Raw genomic sequence first — 14,885 nt, forward strand, 5'->3', positions numbered from 1 at the left:
TAAGCTGCTAAGCGTTTACGCCGAGGCCACACCGCCAGTGACGGCGATTAACGTGTTAGGGGCATGCATCAATTCACGCACCGCCTTTGCATCAGCACAGGCCATCGCGTCGGCAGCCACTTTCTGACATGCTTGCTGACTTAAGCTACGTACTTGATGCTTAACCTCTGGTATAGAGGGGACACTCACCGACAACTCATCGATACCAAGTCCGACAAGAATAGGCACTGCATCTTTTTCACCTGCTAATCCGCCACAAACGCCAACCCATTTGCCTTTAGCATGAGCGGCTTTGGCTGTGATATCGATAAGGCGCAGCACTGCGGGATGTAAACCATCGGCAATGGCTGCAAGCTTAGGATGACCACGATCAATCGCTAAGGTGTATTGGGTTAAGTCATTGGTACCAATAGAGAAGAAATCCACATGCTCAGCCAATAGATCCGCCATCACTGCCGCAGAAGGAACCTCAATCATGATACCAACCTCGATGCCACTGGTATCGATAGCCAATTTTTCGGCTTCTTCTTGCAGCACCTGTTTGGCTAATTTCAGCTCAAACAGTGAAGCGACCATAGGGAACATAATGCGCAGTCGCCCGGCACTCGCCGCTTTCAGTAGCGCGCGGAGCTGCTGTCGTAACACAGCGGGTTTATCGAGCCCAACACGGATACCGCGCTCGCCAAGAAACGGGTTATCTTCCTTAGGCAGTGGTAAATATGACAAGGGCTTATCACCGCCAACATCTAATGTTCTCACCACCAGTGGACGCTCTCCTAAGGTGGTCAGCACCTGACGATACGCTTGTTCTTGCTCCGCCTCAGAGGGCGCCGAGGTTTGTTCTTGATAGAGAAACTCTGAACGCAATAAGCCAACGGCTTCACCGCCCATCGCCACCAGCTTTTCAGCTTCGGCAACCTTAGCAATATTACCCGCCACTTCGACTTGCACGCCGTCTGTTGTCACTGCTGTATTATCTTTATCCGCAAAGGCTAACGCCTTGAGCTGCTCGTTTGCCGCTTGTTGCTGGCTGAGTTCAGCCAGCTCTGAATCTGTCGGCTCCAGCAGCAGATACCCTTTTGCAGTGTCGAGTAACACTTGGGTGCCATGTAACTCCATCACCTTAGCTTCCACCCCAGCCATGGCTGCAATCCCCATGGCTCTAGCCAAAATCGCACTATGGCTAGACGCCCCACCTAAGGTGGTGCAGATACCCAGCACCTGAGCAGGATTCAACTTGGCGGTTTCTGATGGGGCTAAATCTTTGGCAACGATAATCGTGTTTTCGGGTAATGCTTCTGGAATCGTATCTTGCGGTAGCCCAGCTAAAATTCGCGACACTCGATTGCCAACATCAACCAAATCCGCAGCGCGGCCAGCCAGCAATTGGTTGCCCATCGCCGCTAACTTGTCAGCCTGACGGCAAACCGATTTGTCCCAGGCATAGGGAGCAGATTTACCTTGTTGTAACTCAACTAAGCACTTTTCATAGAGGTCGGGATCGGCCAGTAACTCTTGGTGAGCCACAAAAATATCTGCTTTTTGGCCCATCGCTTTACCGCGTAATTCATCGACTAGCTCAATCAGTGTTGCATCGGCTATCTTGATGGCGTGATCCAGTTTCTGCTGCTGGGCTGTTGGGTCACTTGCGAAGGTATCGAATTTAGGCACTTCGGCGTTGATCACATATAAACGCCCTTTCGCTTGACCGGGAGACGCTTCAACTCCGACTAATTGGCGCGGATCTTGACTCGTTTGCAGCAGCAGTGAAGGTTCAGCAAACGGATCGAACGCCTTGCCCGCCGTGTCGCTGGCCGCTTCATTGGCCCCCTCTTCTCCTAGACCTGAGGCAATCGCCGCACTTAATGCATCAATAGCCGCTTGCTGATCAGGGCCTTTTGCCAATATGACCACTTGGTCACCAAAGGCGATATCTAACCCCATTAAGGCCACGACACTTCGGGCATTAACCTGCTCACCCGCTTTTTCTAGCATGACGTCACAGCTAAATGGTTTTAGTGCTCCAACAATTGCCGCGGCAGGGCGAGCATGGATCCCCGTTGGATTAATCACCTTTATCGACGCAGACTGAAGCATGTCGCTAGACTTCACCACCGCAGCCCCCGCTTGAGCAAGCTCAGCACTGAACAGTAGATCACCAACCGCTAATCGCTTAGCAGTTGTTGGCGTTAAGCTAACAATACGCTCTCTGTCTGTCAGTAGCACAACGGTGCGTAAGCTTTTAACACCGCAGGCAACTTTGTCTAAATCAACTTCCACCAAGGGGGTTTTGGCGGCAACAGTATCGCCAACCTTCACCAATGCGTTAAACCCCTCCCCCTTTAGCTTTACAGTATCGACCCCAATATGAAGCAGAATCTCAACGCCTGCTTCTGTAGTTAATGTGACAGCATGTTGAGAGGGATGAACTTGAGTGATTTTGGCATCACATGGGGCATGTAAAACGTTTGAGGTTGGATCAATTGCAAAACCGTCACCCACCAACTTTTGAGCAAAAGCGGCATCAGGCACCTGCTCTAAAGAACAGCTCACCCCATTAAAAGGTGATAAGAGTTGGATCATGGTGGAAGTATTATTATTCATTGCCACTCCAAATATAACGCCAAAACCTCATTGTTTGGTTTCTGCGTCAGGTGTAAATAATTAAATGTAGCCAGCTGTCGTCGCCAACTAAGTTCTGCAAAAAGAGGGAGGGGGAAACGTTACTGCAACGTCAAATTATCCCATTAAACACAGATACTCTCTTCTATAAAACCGCAGACATCTTATGCAGAGTAGATACTGCGTTAACAATCTCTCAACTTAGCAAACATATTGTAGCGCTCACAAGTTGCAATCGAATGCAGTCATTCTACTTGTTATCAAAACCAGATTAATCGCACCAATAAGAATAGGCAAGACAATTTGTAAGCGCTTACAAAAATGTTAACACTATGGTTAATTACTTTAAGCAGATTAAAATCTCATCGCCTCAGTCACCATGATGCGGCAGTTGGTCAGTCATCAATAACCGTTGACTCATGCCGCAAGTGTCCTGAGCTATTGCTGGCCGCCGCCATACCGTATTAATGAACCAAAATTTGCTAACAATTCTAAGGTTGACTTTTATCAGTAGTCTTACAAGATAGAGCTGTTTAATTAACAGCACCTCTCCACTAGCAAGGAAATCAATATAACAATGAAAAAGTCCTTAATCGCCATTGCTCTGGCAACCACTTTCCTCAGTGCCTGTGGCACATCTGATGTCAACAACACTCAAGCCGTCGCTGAAACCAGCGCTCCAGCCACCAAAGCAGAACTCGGCAGTTTCGGTGTCGATTTAACCGCCCGTAATTTAGAGGTTAAACCTGGTGATGACTTCTTCATGTATGCCAGCGGCAATTGGTATGATCACTATGTCATGCCTGCTGATAAAACCCGTTACGGCGCCTTTACAGGGTTAGCAGAGCGCAGTGAAAAACAGGTCAAAGAGATCATCGACGACATTGCTAGCCGCACCGACCTTAATAGCGAAGAGCAACTTATCGCTGACTTTTATCATGCTTATATGGATACCGAGACCATCAATAAGCTCGGGATCAGCCCAATTCAAAGCACCTTAGATGATATTGCGGCTATCAAGTCGACCGATGATTTAACCAAGAAGTTTGGGCAATCTTGGTTAGTGGGTGGCAGCTCGCCGATTGGCGGTGGTATGTGGTTTAATCGCCTTAACCCTAACGAATATGAGATGTCTGTAGGAGCCGGTGGCCTAGGTTTGCCTGATCGCTCTTATTACCTCGAAGATAGCGAGCGCTTTGTTAAGATCCGTGAAGCCTACGTCGCTCATATCGCTAAGATGCTTGAGTTTGCTGGCGTAAAAGAAGCAGCCAAGAGTGCTAACGCTATTTTAGCGCTGGAAACCAAAATGGCAGCGGGTCAATGGCCAAGAGAGAAACGCCGTAACCGCGACTTGACCCTAAACCAAATCAAGCGTGAAGATTTAGCTAAAGAATACCCTGGGTTCAATTGGGATCTCTATTTTTCCCAAACGGGTTACCAAGTCCCACAGCTAAATATTTCGCAACCCGATCCAATCAAAGCGATGATCGAGCTAGTGAACAAGGAAGACCTTAACGTATGGCAAGACTACCTAATCTTCCATACCCTCACAAACAACGCCGAGCTACTATCTGAAGATATCTACGCAGCCAGCTTTGACTTCTTTGGCAAAACCTTAAGTGGTCAACAAGAGCCACGTCCACGCTGGAAACGCGCTGTCGCCCAAATGTCAGGTACCCAGTCTTTAGGTTTTGCCATTGGTAAAGTCTATGTGAAGCGCTACTTCCCAGAGTCATCCAAACAGCAGATGGCTGAACTGGTAGAGAATCTGCGCACCGCGTTAGGTCAACGTATTGATGGCCTTGATTGGATGGGTGATGAAACTAAGGTCAATGCTCATGCAAAGCTCAAAGCCTTCAATCCTAAAATCGGTTACCCAGATGTATGGCAAGAGTTTGATGGCCTAAAACTGACAAAAACAGATTTAGTGGGCAACATTCTAAACCTCAGACAGTACTTTAGAGCCGATAGTGTGGCCAAAGAGTTACAAAAGACGGACCGCAATCGCTGGGGCATGACACCACAACGAGTGAATGCTTACTACAACAGTTCATTTAACGAGATTGTTTTCCCAGCCGCTATTTTACAACCTCCATTCTTTGATCCTAACGCCGATCCAGCAGTGAACTACGGCGGTATTGGTGCTGTGATTGGTCACGAAATGGGCCATGGTTTTGACGATCAAGGCTCTAAGTCTGATGCCAACGGTATTCAGCGTAACTGGTGGACTGATGAAGACCGTGCCGCCTTTGATGCCAAAGCCGATCGCTTAGCAGAGCAATATAGTCAGTATGAGCCTATCCCGGGCAACTTCGTCAATGGCCGCAACAGCCTCGGCGAAAACATCGGTGATGTGGGTGGTCTAGCCATGGCGTACCACGCTTATCAGCTTAGCCTTAACGGCAAAGAAGCTCCTGTGATCGATGGTTTAACCGGCGATCAGCGTTTCTTCCTTGCTTGGGCGCAAGTGTGGAAAGAAAAACGCACCGAACAGAGCATGCTAAATCAACTGCGTGGTGGCACTCATGCACCGGGGCGCTACCGTGCTCAAGCACCACGTAACCACGATGCTTGGTATAAGGCCTTTGATGTAAAACCAGGCGACAAACTCTACCTTGCAGAAGATGAGCGTGTACGTATTTGGTAATCGTCAACATACGTAGATTTTACTCGTCCGCTAACATGCCAGTCTCTTGACTGGCATTTTTTCTCGCTCTCTTATGCTCTGTCAGACCAATACATAGCAAAGAGTTATATTGGGCAGGGTGTTAACCGAGAAAAATGCCCCGATATCAGTATTAAGTTAATCTCAGGTACGGCGCAAACGATAAGGAATTACAATGACGAATGAATATACTCCAGCGAAAGTGTGGGTCAATGACACAAGTGGCGGCAATAAATGGGCAAACATTAATAGCCCTGAGTCGGGAGCGAGGTTCGATAGGGCCTTACCTGTTGGTGAACATGATTTTCAACTCTATTCGCTAGGCACGCCAAATGGTCAGAAGGTCACCATTATGCTAGAAGAGCTATTAGCGCTAGGCATACAAGAAGCCGAGTATGATGCTTATCTCATTAACATTGGTGAGTCAGATCAGTTTTCATCAGGCTTTGTTGGCGTAAATCCAAACTCCAAAATACCCGCTTTAGTCGATAAAACAGGGAAGCAAGCGGTTAATGTCTTTGAGTCAGCTTCAATACTCGTTCACCTTGCAGAAAAATTTGAGCAGTTTTTACCCAAGAGCGGTTATGCTCGTACTCAGACCTTTAATTGGCTGTTTTGGGCCCAAGGCTCAGCGCCATTCTTAGGCGGTGGGTTTGGGCATTTTTATGCCTATGCCGATGTAAAACAAGAATATCCAATTAATCGCTTCGCCATGGAAGTTAAACGCCAATTAGACGTTTTAGATAAGCAACTTGCTAATAATCAATATATTGCTGGCGATGAATACACTATTGCCGATATGGCGATTTGGCCTTGGTATGGCAACCTAGTGTTAGGTAATTTGTATGATGCGGCCGAGTTTTTACAAGTCGACACCTATACCAATGTGATGCGCTGGGCAAAAATGGTTGAGCAACGTAAGGGCGTTCAACGTGGCCGTATCGTTAACCGCTCATTTGGCGAAGACTGGGAACAGCTCGCTGAGCGTCATAGCGCTGCTGATATTGACAAGGTACTCAGCAAGCAGCCTTAGTCACCAGGCCTAGATTACTGAGCGAAAACGGGTTATCTCCAGATGCATAAGATGAGAAAGGGAGCATTAAGCGTCCCTTTCTCTTGTTGCTAACAGCTCGATTAACCGTCGCGTTAACTCTTTATTTTACGACTCAGACGCTCAATAACCTGTTGATGTTGCGGGTACATCGCTAACAGTGTTTCTTGGCCAAACAATTCAAAATCATCGAAAGTAAAACCAGGTGAGACCATACAACCTACCAAAGAGAATCCCGGCTGATTCATTGCAGAGCCAAAAATAGCCCCCTTAGGTACCAAAAATTGCGGACGCTCACCGGAAGCAAAATCGAGCCCCAATTTAGCTGTGGTCAACTCTCCTTGCTCATCAATCATATAAATAGTCAGCGACTGACCCGCGTGGAAATACCACATTTCATCCGCAGTTAGGCGATGAAAGTTAGACACCTCCCCATCACGTAATAGAAAATAGATACTGGTCCAGAGTTGGCGAGCGTCATCAAACTGCTGTGCAGAACGATAAGATGAGCAATAGTACCCCCCTTCTACATGCTGCTCTAGCTGTAAATGTTGAATGAATTCATCTGCATTTTGCATAAAAAATACTCTGTGTGAGTTTTAGTTAGTTAATGCTTTGGCTTAACGCCATTGCGCACCATATCTTTACCTGTTTCGAACACTTCATCAGTGATCCAACGCGCATGAAGCAACTTATGATTATTATCAAACACGGCAACAAAGTGACGACCATCGGCATTGTTGGTCGCCATACCAACCCCTTCAACCCCTTTTAGGCCTAAGCCACCATTTTCCACTGACAATAAAAGGCACTCTAAGGCTGCTAAGCTATCAATCACATTCTGTTCATCATTCATCTTTAGATACTCACTATTAGCCATCTTTGCCTACGACGCTGTCGCGGCATTATCATGACGGGTACTTTACCGCTCAACGCCACCAATTTGAACCCTAAAAGTCGTCTAAGGTTATTTGGGCTAGCATCTCGACAACAAAGTTGTTATCAATTCAATGCTACTGAGCCATGATAGTCTAGTGCTACGACCTAGGAGAAACCGCCTGATATGAATAAGTTGTATTATGTTTACGATCCCATGTGTTCTTGGTGCTGGGGATTCAAACCCGCCTGGGAAAAAATCGAGCGAGCATTATCAGGTGAAGTAGAGATAGTTTACTTGCTTGGCGGGCTCGCGCCAGATAGCGACCAACCTATGCCTGCCGCGATGCAGCAACAGATCGCCGCGCATTGGCACAGAATAGAAAGCCAGCTGGGCACAAAGTTCAATCATGAGTTTTGGACAATCAATACCCCCAGGCGTTCAACCTACCCCGCCTGTCGTGCCATACTCGCCGCTCGGGCTCAACAAGCTGAACCACAGATGCTAACCGCCATCCAAGAGGCCTATTACCTGCAGGCCCGTAACCCGAGTGACAATGTGGTATTAATTGATTTAGCGAATAACTTGGGGCTAGATAAGGCTAGGTTCTGCATCGACTTACTGAGTGAAACAACACAACAAGCCCTATTAGCTGAGATCCATTTTACGCGATCCATCGGTGGCAATAGCTTCCCCTCTTTGTTTGTGCACACTCCCACTGGCATCACCCCAATCATTGTTGACTACCAAAACGCCGACACCTCTATTCAGCAGGTGCGAGAAGCCATTGAATTTAAGTAAGCGAGAGTTCGATTAGCTCCCTTCCCCCAATTGAGCAAAAAAAAGCGAACCTTAAGGTTCGCATTTTCATTGATAAGCTTTTCGTTTATCGCCTTTTCGCTTATGAGCTGGAGACCTACAGACCCGCTTTAAGCTTGCGAGCTTGGTGAAGCTTCTTGTAGCTTTCAATCAATCTTAGGTGCGGCTCAATACCCTCAAGCTGCATACTGGTTTTAGTCAGCCCTGAGAATCGAATCTCGCCAGTGACAGAGCCAACAGCATTTTCCATCACGGTTTCACCAAACATGCGCTTGAAGTTATGAATAAAGTGTTCAAGTTCTAACTCTTCATCTAAAGTCACTTCCAATACCGCGTTGACGGCTTGATAAAACAAGCCACGCTCAACGGTATTGTCGTTAAACTGCAAGAAGTCGCCAACCAGCTCCATCGCCTCTTCATGAGCACCTAACGCAAGGAAGATCAAAATCTTTAACTCAATAATGGTTAGCTGGCCCCAAACCGTGTTTTCATCAAATACGATACCAATAAGGGTCCGGATATCGGTGTAGTTGTCGAGCTGGCTCTCTTCGAAACGATTAACCAGATCAACCAGTTCATCATCACTCAAAGCGTGCAGGTCTAAGATATCTTCGCGGTAATCGAGCGCCTTGTTAGTGTTATCCCAAATCAGATCTTCAACGGGATAAACCTCTGAATAGTCAGGCACTAAAATACGACAAGCCGAGGCGCCAAGCTGATCGAACTCAGCAACATAAACCTCTTTACCTAAGGTCTCTAAGATGCCAAATAGTCCCTTGGCTTCCTCTTCGTTGGTGCCAGAAAAATCCCACTCGCAGAACTCAAAGTCATGCTTACTGCTAAAGAAACGCCAAGAGATCACCCCAGTTGAATCGATAAAGTGCTCGACAAAATTCTCAGGCTCACTGACCGCCATGCTATTAAAGGTCGGCTTAGGCACATCATTTAGCCCTTCAAAACTGCGCCCTTGTAACAGCTCTGTCAGGCTGCGCTCTAATGCCACTTCAAAACTTGGATGTGCGCCAAATGAAGCAAACACACCACCGGTTTTAGGATTCATCAAGGTCACGCACATCACAGGGAATTGACCGCCCAAAGAGGCATCTTTTACCACAACTGGGAAGCCTTGCTCCTCAAGCCCTTTGATGCCCGCCAAAATACTTGGGTATTTCTCAAGCACTTGCATAGGGACATCGGGCAGTACAATTTCTTGCTCTATGATTTCACGCTTAACGGCACGCTCAAAGATCTCAGATAAACACTGCACCTCGGCTTCTTGCAGGTTGTTCCCCGCACTCATGCCATTACTCAAAAACAGGTTTTCAATTAAGTTCGACGGGAAATAAACCGTTTCACCATCGGAGCGACGCTTATAAGGAATGGTGCAGATCCCGCGGTCAATGTTACCTGAGTTGGTATCGACAAGATGCGAACCACACAGTTCATCATCTGGATTGTAGATATCTAAACAATAGTCATCGAGCAAACCTGCTGGCAGCGCGTCATCATCGGTGAGCGCAAACCACTTCTCATTGGGGTAATGCACGAAATCGCTATTAGCGATATCTAAACCAAAGAACTGGTCATTATAGAAAAAGTTACAGTTGAGGCGCTCAATAAACTCACCTAATGCCGAGCACAGTGCGCTCTCTTTGGTCGCCCCTTTACCATTGGTGAAGCACATTGGCGATGCCGCATCACGGATATGCAGTGACCACACATTTGGCACGATATTACGCCATGATGAGATCTCAATCTTCATCCCAAGATCAGCCAAAATACCAGTCATATTTGAGATAGTCTGCTCAAGCGGCAGATCTTTACCTAAAATGTAGGTGCTCGCGTCACCCTCAGGCTGACCCATCAGCATGGCATTGGCGTCGGCATCGAGGTTTTCAACCGTCTCGATTTTAAACTCTGGCCCCGTTTGCACCACTTTTTTAACGGTACAACGATCGATTGACCGTAAGATCCCTTCACGATCTTTAGCTGAAATATCTTCTGGTAGCTCCACTTGGATTTGGAAAATCTGGTTATAACGATCTTCAGGATCTACGATGTTATTTTGCGACAGCCTGATATTTTCTGTGGGGATATCACGCGCTTTGCAATACACCTTGATAAAGTAAGCGGCGCAAAGAGCTGACGAAGCTAAGAAGTAGTCAAAAGGACTCGGTGCCGAGCCATCACCTTTATAACGGATAGGCTGATCAGCTGTGACGGTAAAGTCGTCAAACTTGGCTTCGAGTCTGAGGTTGTCGAGAAAGTTAACTTTGATTTCCATTGAATATGATTTCCACTTTGTCGCGAACACCGCGCATGGCCGAAGCCAAAAAACTTAATGGGGGAATTATCGGTGTTTTTGACTCATTAGTCTTGGGTTAATTAACGAAAACGGCAATAAGCCGCGTTAAAACCGCTAGCACCTACTAACGTATACAGTATGATTTAGGGCAACAAATGACAAAAAGCTGTAACTAGGCAGGAAGTGAGCCGAGATTGGTAGAGACGACCCAAGTCCCCACCAAAATTAGCGACACAGATTCAATAATTAGAGGGCTTCACTTCTTTGTGCGACCTTATGTTCATACATTAATTTATCTGCTCTTTCGATAATACTGTCTACATCATCGGTTTTATTATGCAGTTGGGTACAGCCGTAACTCATGCTCCACTGATGACCAGTTTGACTCAGGCCAAGCACGGTATAGGCAGCCTGAATACGCTCCATCACTCGGTTGGCATTGGCTACATCGCAATCAACAAACACTATTAAAAACTCATCTCCACCAATGCGGGCTGCGAAATCACATTCACGAATAGACATGTTAATCACGGTCGCCACCCCTTTAATCAACTCATCGCCCGCGTCGTGGCCATACTGATCATTGGTTTTTTTAAGCAAGTTAACATCAATAAAACTGACAGCCAGCTTTGCTTTGCGGCGGCGACAACTGCTGATATTTTTACCCAAGTAGTCAACAATAGCCTGACGATTATAAAGCCCAGTAAGCGCATCGTGCCGCGCATCAAAGTGCAGTTGTTTAAACAAGCGGTCTTGTTCCACTTGAGAGCTCGCCAACTTATAGGCTAAAAAGATAAACATGGGCACAAGCAACAAAAAGGCTAAGACAACACCGCTATTTAGGGTCTTGTACCCTTCGCGAATAGTCGTATCTGGAACAAACATGACCAGATAAGCACTCTCACCATTGGCAGTCTTAAAAGTAGAATTGGGCGATAACTGAAACAGACTAAAATAAAATTCTCCCCTGTCGGTTTCAACTTTACCGCGATCAGCTTGCTGCATCCTTCTCCAAACAATGGGATAGTCTTCAGCAAAGCGCACTTGCGCCTTGTCGGGGAACATAAACCGCCACTCATCTTCAGGCCTGTCCCCCTTCAAATAGTAGCCATCACGATTGATCAAATAGGCTTTGTCATTATCGTGGACGTTTAATGAGTCGATGATATCTAGCAGATCTTGACCGTTATAGTTGATCAGCCCAGCCCCTATAAACTCGCCTTGAGCTGAATGGATCGGGGTTGCAAATCTGATAGTGGGTTTAAAAGGCTGTTCCACTTCGCCATGTTCTACGTTGAGATCAAATGCTGAGGTGTAGGTCTGTTTAGGTGTCAGTCGCAAAAGGTCTTGAAAGTAATATCGATCATATTTATTTTGCAGCTGGTCTGCTGGCGCTAATTGCAACATGCCATCACGATTTTGTGCAATGCGGATGACCTCATCGCCTTTGGCGTTAAACAAACGTATCTGATCATAATGCTTGTACAGCAGGCTAATTTGAAACATTAAGGAGGTAAGATAATCTTTAGCCCGTTCACTGCCAGCTAATGCTGAGGCTGCTATGTTACTGTGTGCGTAGTAAGTTAAATCTGCACCCACAATACTCAATTCTGACACTAGACTATTTTCAATAATGGCCAACTCTGTGTATTGCATGTTTTCTCTTTCATGAGAGATACTCTGCATCGATACAACGTAAGTAATACCAATCACCATTAACAAAAACAGCAATAGCAGCCCTGAGTAGATAACCCCTCGTTTATATTTAGCATAACTCACGCCCGCAGCCACATTGTCTATACTCCCCATGATCCCCACCCAACCTTCATCAACACTTCCCCAATAAGCCGATTGCTTTAAACGAGCGCTCTCATAGATGAGTCCTTCTATACCGACTCACTAACGCTAGCTATCTCTGTAATAGTTAGATAGAAATGTAATGATGCGCAAGTTACACCATCGATTAACCTGATTAAGCTCAATGCCCAACCCGTTTTCGGCATACCTTAGTTTTGGCTTTTATCCGATTCTCGTTTAACCAAAATAAAGGTTAAGTACATCTTAGTCGGCAATGACAGTGCCATACCCACCGCCACACACACGGCGCTAATAATAATACCTGTGACCCCCAGCGATTCGATAGCATCACTGAAATTGTGCAGGTAAATACCAAGGGCGATAAAGCACAGACCAATACCAATACTGATCTTTAGCAGTAAAATCAGTGTTTCATCGGTCATTTATCCGCCCTAATATTACCAGCCCCAAAAGAGTATAGTGACGTTTTTAACGCGCTAGCGCGATGACTAAGATCAAGTTGAACCTATCCAATAAACAGCCTAAGCATGCAAATCTAATAGCGCCAGCTTAACCAGGCCCTGCATGCTGATTGAAAACCCAATAACTAAATCCCCACCCGCCCCCCTTAAATACACGGCCAAATCAAGGCTAATCGGCATAGCGCACACGAGTCTCCAATGGCTGGCGGAGCAAGCGATATCAAGCTAGGATTAAAAAGGTGCCGTATGGCATCTATAACTTAAAACTAAGATAAACTGAGCTTGAAAAACTGAGCATTTAACTCTGTTAGCAATATCAACATGAGAGTGGTCAATGATCGTTATCACAATAAAAAAAATAGTTATACTCGCCGCCGCTTTCTGCTTACCCTCCTTTTTTCTATACGGGCAAGTACCTGATTCTCGGTGCGCCAACACCATTAAAGTCGGCTTTAATGATTGGCCACCGTACGCCTGGCTGGACAATGTTGGCAAGGTTGTTGGCCTAGATGTAGACATGTTAACCCTAGTTGCAAAGGACCTCGGCTGCGAACTCGAATTTATCCGGATGCCAGTCAAACGAGCGCATCAAATGATGAAAACAGGGACACTAGACATGATGATGGGTGCCAGTTACACCCAAGACAGAACCCTTTACGCCGACTTCTCCGACACTTATCGCAATGAAGAGGTGAGGCTATTTGTTAGAGCCGAACAAGCCTCTCATGTCACCATTGAACAATGGCAGGACATTTTCAGTAAAAAACTAAAACTATTAGCGCCTGGCTATGGCTGGTATGGACAAGACTATTTAGCCACGAAACCTGAATTACTTCGCCAAGAACTATTGATTATTAGCCCCAATAGTAAGCAATCGGTGCAGATGTTAGCCTATGGAAGAGGTGATGTTCTGATTGGCGATGCGATATCACTGCCCTATATTGCCGCCCAATCGGCGGGACTCTCCATCACGCCTCTACCGCTGATTGTCGACAGCAATCATATCCACTTTATGGTGAGTAAGAAAACCACTCACTCTGGCCTATTAAAAGAGGTTAACCAGTCAATTTTGAACTTATCAACACGTGGGGCATTTGCACGAGTGGTTCAAAAATGGCAGCACGTTTCGGTCGCCAATACGCGGACCTTGCCTAGCGCCTCCCAGAAAGTCGATGACACCAATGGTGCAATGAACTTGAGCAGTCACAGCACACTCAGTCGATAGTATCGCTTATGGGTTAACCTGTGTGCGGGATTAATCGTCCTCTTAAAGAGCTTGTCCAACAGCCCTTAAGCTGCAGCAGGCAATGTATTCCATATCCTGCCAGCTAAAAGACTAATATTTATGTTTGCAAAACAAGCATTGCCGATATATTGTGCAATGCCAGACTAAAGACTTCGTTTTTAAAGGAATCATAATGACGTCATGCACGACTTGTATTCGAGCTAACCGCTGCCCACCTCAGGGCTAATTCAGCTTATTTAGCTAATCGATAGCTAATCCACAAGTTTAAAGACAAGACTCTGTAACGATAGTGCCATGCACTCGCTACAGCTTGACTATCTGTGCATTTTTTTAGAGAAGGTCATGAGAGCTTCTCGAGGATTCATTATGAACATTGACACACTTATTGTGTTTGCAGGAATTGTATTTTTAATCGCTATTGTCCCCGGCCCTAACGCGCTTTTGGTGCTATTTACGGCGCTCACCCGTAGTCGTACCTTGGCCTTCAGTAATATATTAGGTGTCAGCAGTGGTTTTATGGTGCATGCCTTTATTTCAGCTCAAGGGTTAAGCCTTATACTAAGCCAATCAAGCTGGGCATTTTTAATGCTCAAATATGTCGGGATGGCCTATCTGACCTATTTAGGGATAAGCAGTATCAGAGCAGGCTTAACCACTCAGGCTATAGCGATGTTACCCACCGATAACCGAGAAACTGAACAAACAGATAAGAGATATTCCTCGTTATTAAGCCATTTCACAAAGGGCTTTTTAACGAATATGCTTAATCCCAAAATCATCCTTTTTTACCTATCTATTTTTCCACAATTTGTGTCAGTAGAGTCGGTTGTGAGCGACAGTTTACTGTTAGGTGGGATTCAATCAGTTGTGGTTTCAAGCTGGTTTTTAGTGGTTATTATGCTGGCGCAGAAGTTTAAAGCCTTGCTTAATCACGTTAAAGCGGCAAAGGCCATTAGATACCTCACTGGTGGAATATTTCTTGGTTTCGGTATAAAGCTGGCCAGCACAAAACTCTAAGTTA

General features: G+C 46.0%; 11 protein-coding genes. 5 read left to right on the plus strand and 6 right to left on the minus strand.

What is annotated here, in order from left to right:
• Positions 1 to 15: 15 nt before the first annotated feature.
• Entirely contained in the window at positions 16 to 2,604 is a 2,589-nt protein-coding gene (gene ptsP, locus L876_RS21795) for a phosphoenolpyruvate--protein phosphotransferase (protein WP_051413137.1), read from the minus strand.
• A gap of 595 nt (positions 2,605 to 3,199) precedes the next feature.
• Here ptsP and L876_RS0113625 point away from each other — a divergent pair.
• Both L876_RS0113625 and yghU read left to right on the plus strand, forming a co-directional pair.
• Complete coding sequence (locus L876_RS0113625) at positions 3,200 to 5,269, plus strand: M13 family metallopeptidase (RefSeq protein WP_028764312.1); 2,070 nt, start codon at positions 3,200 to 3,202, stop codon at positions 5,267 to 5,269.
• Positions 5,270 to 5,462: 193 nt separating this feature from the next.
• Positions 5,463 to 6,320, plus strand: a complete 858-nt coding sequence (gene yghU / locus L876_RS0113630) for a glutathione-dependent disulfide-bond oxidoreductase (protein WP_028764313.1) — start codon at positions 5,463 to 5,465, stop codon at positions 6,318 to 6,320.
• A gap of 113 nt (positions 6,321 to 6,433) precedes the next feature.
• On the opposite strand, the gene L876_RS0113635 is transcribed toward yghU, so the two are convergent.
• Positions 6,434 to 6,916 carry a cupin domain-containing protein gene (locus tag L876_RS0113635; RefSeq protein WP_028764314.1) on the minus strand — a complete coding sequence of 161 codons (483 nt, stop codon included), beginning with the start codon at positions 6,914 to 6,916 and terminating at the stop codon, positions 6,434 to 6,436.
• A 29-nt stretch (positions 6,917 to 6,945) separates the two neighbouring features.
• Positions 6,946 to 7,194, minus strand: coding sequence for a hypothetical protein (locus tag L876_RS0113640; protein WP_028764315.1), 249 nt, complete (start codon positions 7,192 to 7,194; stop codon positions 6,946 to 6,948).
• Between the two features lie 207 nt (positions 7,195 to 7,401).
• On the opposite strand from L876_RS0113640, the gene L876_RS0113645 reads away from it, so the two are divergent.
• Entirely contained in the window at positions 7,402 to 8,016 is a 615-nt protein-coding gene (locus L876_RS0113645) for a DsbA family protein (protein WP_028764316.1), read from the plus strand.
• Positions 8,017 to 8,131: 115 nt separating this feature from the next.
• On the opposite strand, the gene L876_RS0113650 is transcribed toward L876_RS0113645, so the two are convergent.
• The 3 genes from L876_RS0113650 to L876_RS0113660 form a co-directional block, all read right to left on the minus strand.
• The gene (locus L876_RS0113650) at positions 8,132 to 10,318 is read right to left on the minus strand and encodes an OsmC domain/YcaO domain-containing protein (RefSeq protein WP_028764317.1); all 2,187 of its coding nucleotides are present in this window, start codon (positions 10,316 to 10,318) and stop codon (positions 8,132 to 8,134) included.
• Positions 10,319 to 10,585: 267 nt separating this feature from the next.
• Positions 10,586 to 12,148: a sensor domain-containing diguanylate cyclase gene (locus tag L876_RS0113655; RefSeq protein WP_037428761.1), complete on the minus strand. Its 1,563-nt coding sequence runs from the start codon at positions 12,146 to 12,148 to the stop codon at positions 10,586 to 10,588.
• 197 nt (positions 12,149 to 12,345) lie between these two features.
• Positions 12,346 to 12,579 carry a hypothetical protein gene (locus L876_RS0113660; RefSeq protein WP_028764319.1) on the minus strand — a complete coding sequence of 78 codons (234 nt, stop codon included), beginning with the start codon at positions 12,577 to 12,579 and terminating at the stop codon, positions 12,346 to 12,348.
• Positions 12,580 to 12,952: 373 nt separating this feature from the next.
• Here L876_RS0113660 and L876_RS21800 point away from each other — a divergent pair, with 373 nt between their 5' ends.
• Together L876_RS21800 and L876_RS0113675 are read left to right on the plus strand one after the other, a co-directional pair.
• Positions 12,953 to 13,843: a substrate-binding periplasmic protein gene (locus L876_RS21800; RefSeq protein WP_051413138.1), complete on the plus strand. Its 891-nt coding sequence runs from the start codon at positions 12,953 to 12,955 to the stop codon at positions 13,841 to 13,843.
• A gap of 387 nt (positions 13,844 to 14,230) precedes the next feature.
• Positions 14,231 to 14,881 (plus strand): LysE family translocator, encoded by a 651-nt coding sequence (locus L876_RS0113675; RefSeq protein WP_028764320.1) that lies wholly within the window; start codon positions 14,231 to 14,233, stop codon positions 14,879 to 14,881.
• Positions 14,882 to 14,885: the final 4 nt, after the last annotated feature.

The organism is Shewanella colwelliana ATCC 39565, from assembly GCF_000518705.1.
GTDB lineage: Bacteria > Pseudomonadota > Gammaproteobacteria > Enterobacterales > Shewanellaceae > Shewanella > Shewanella colwelliana.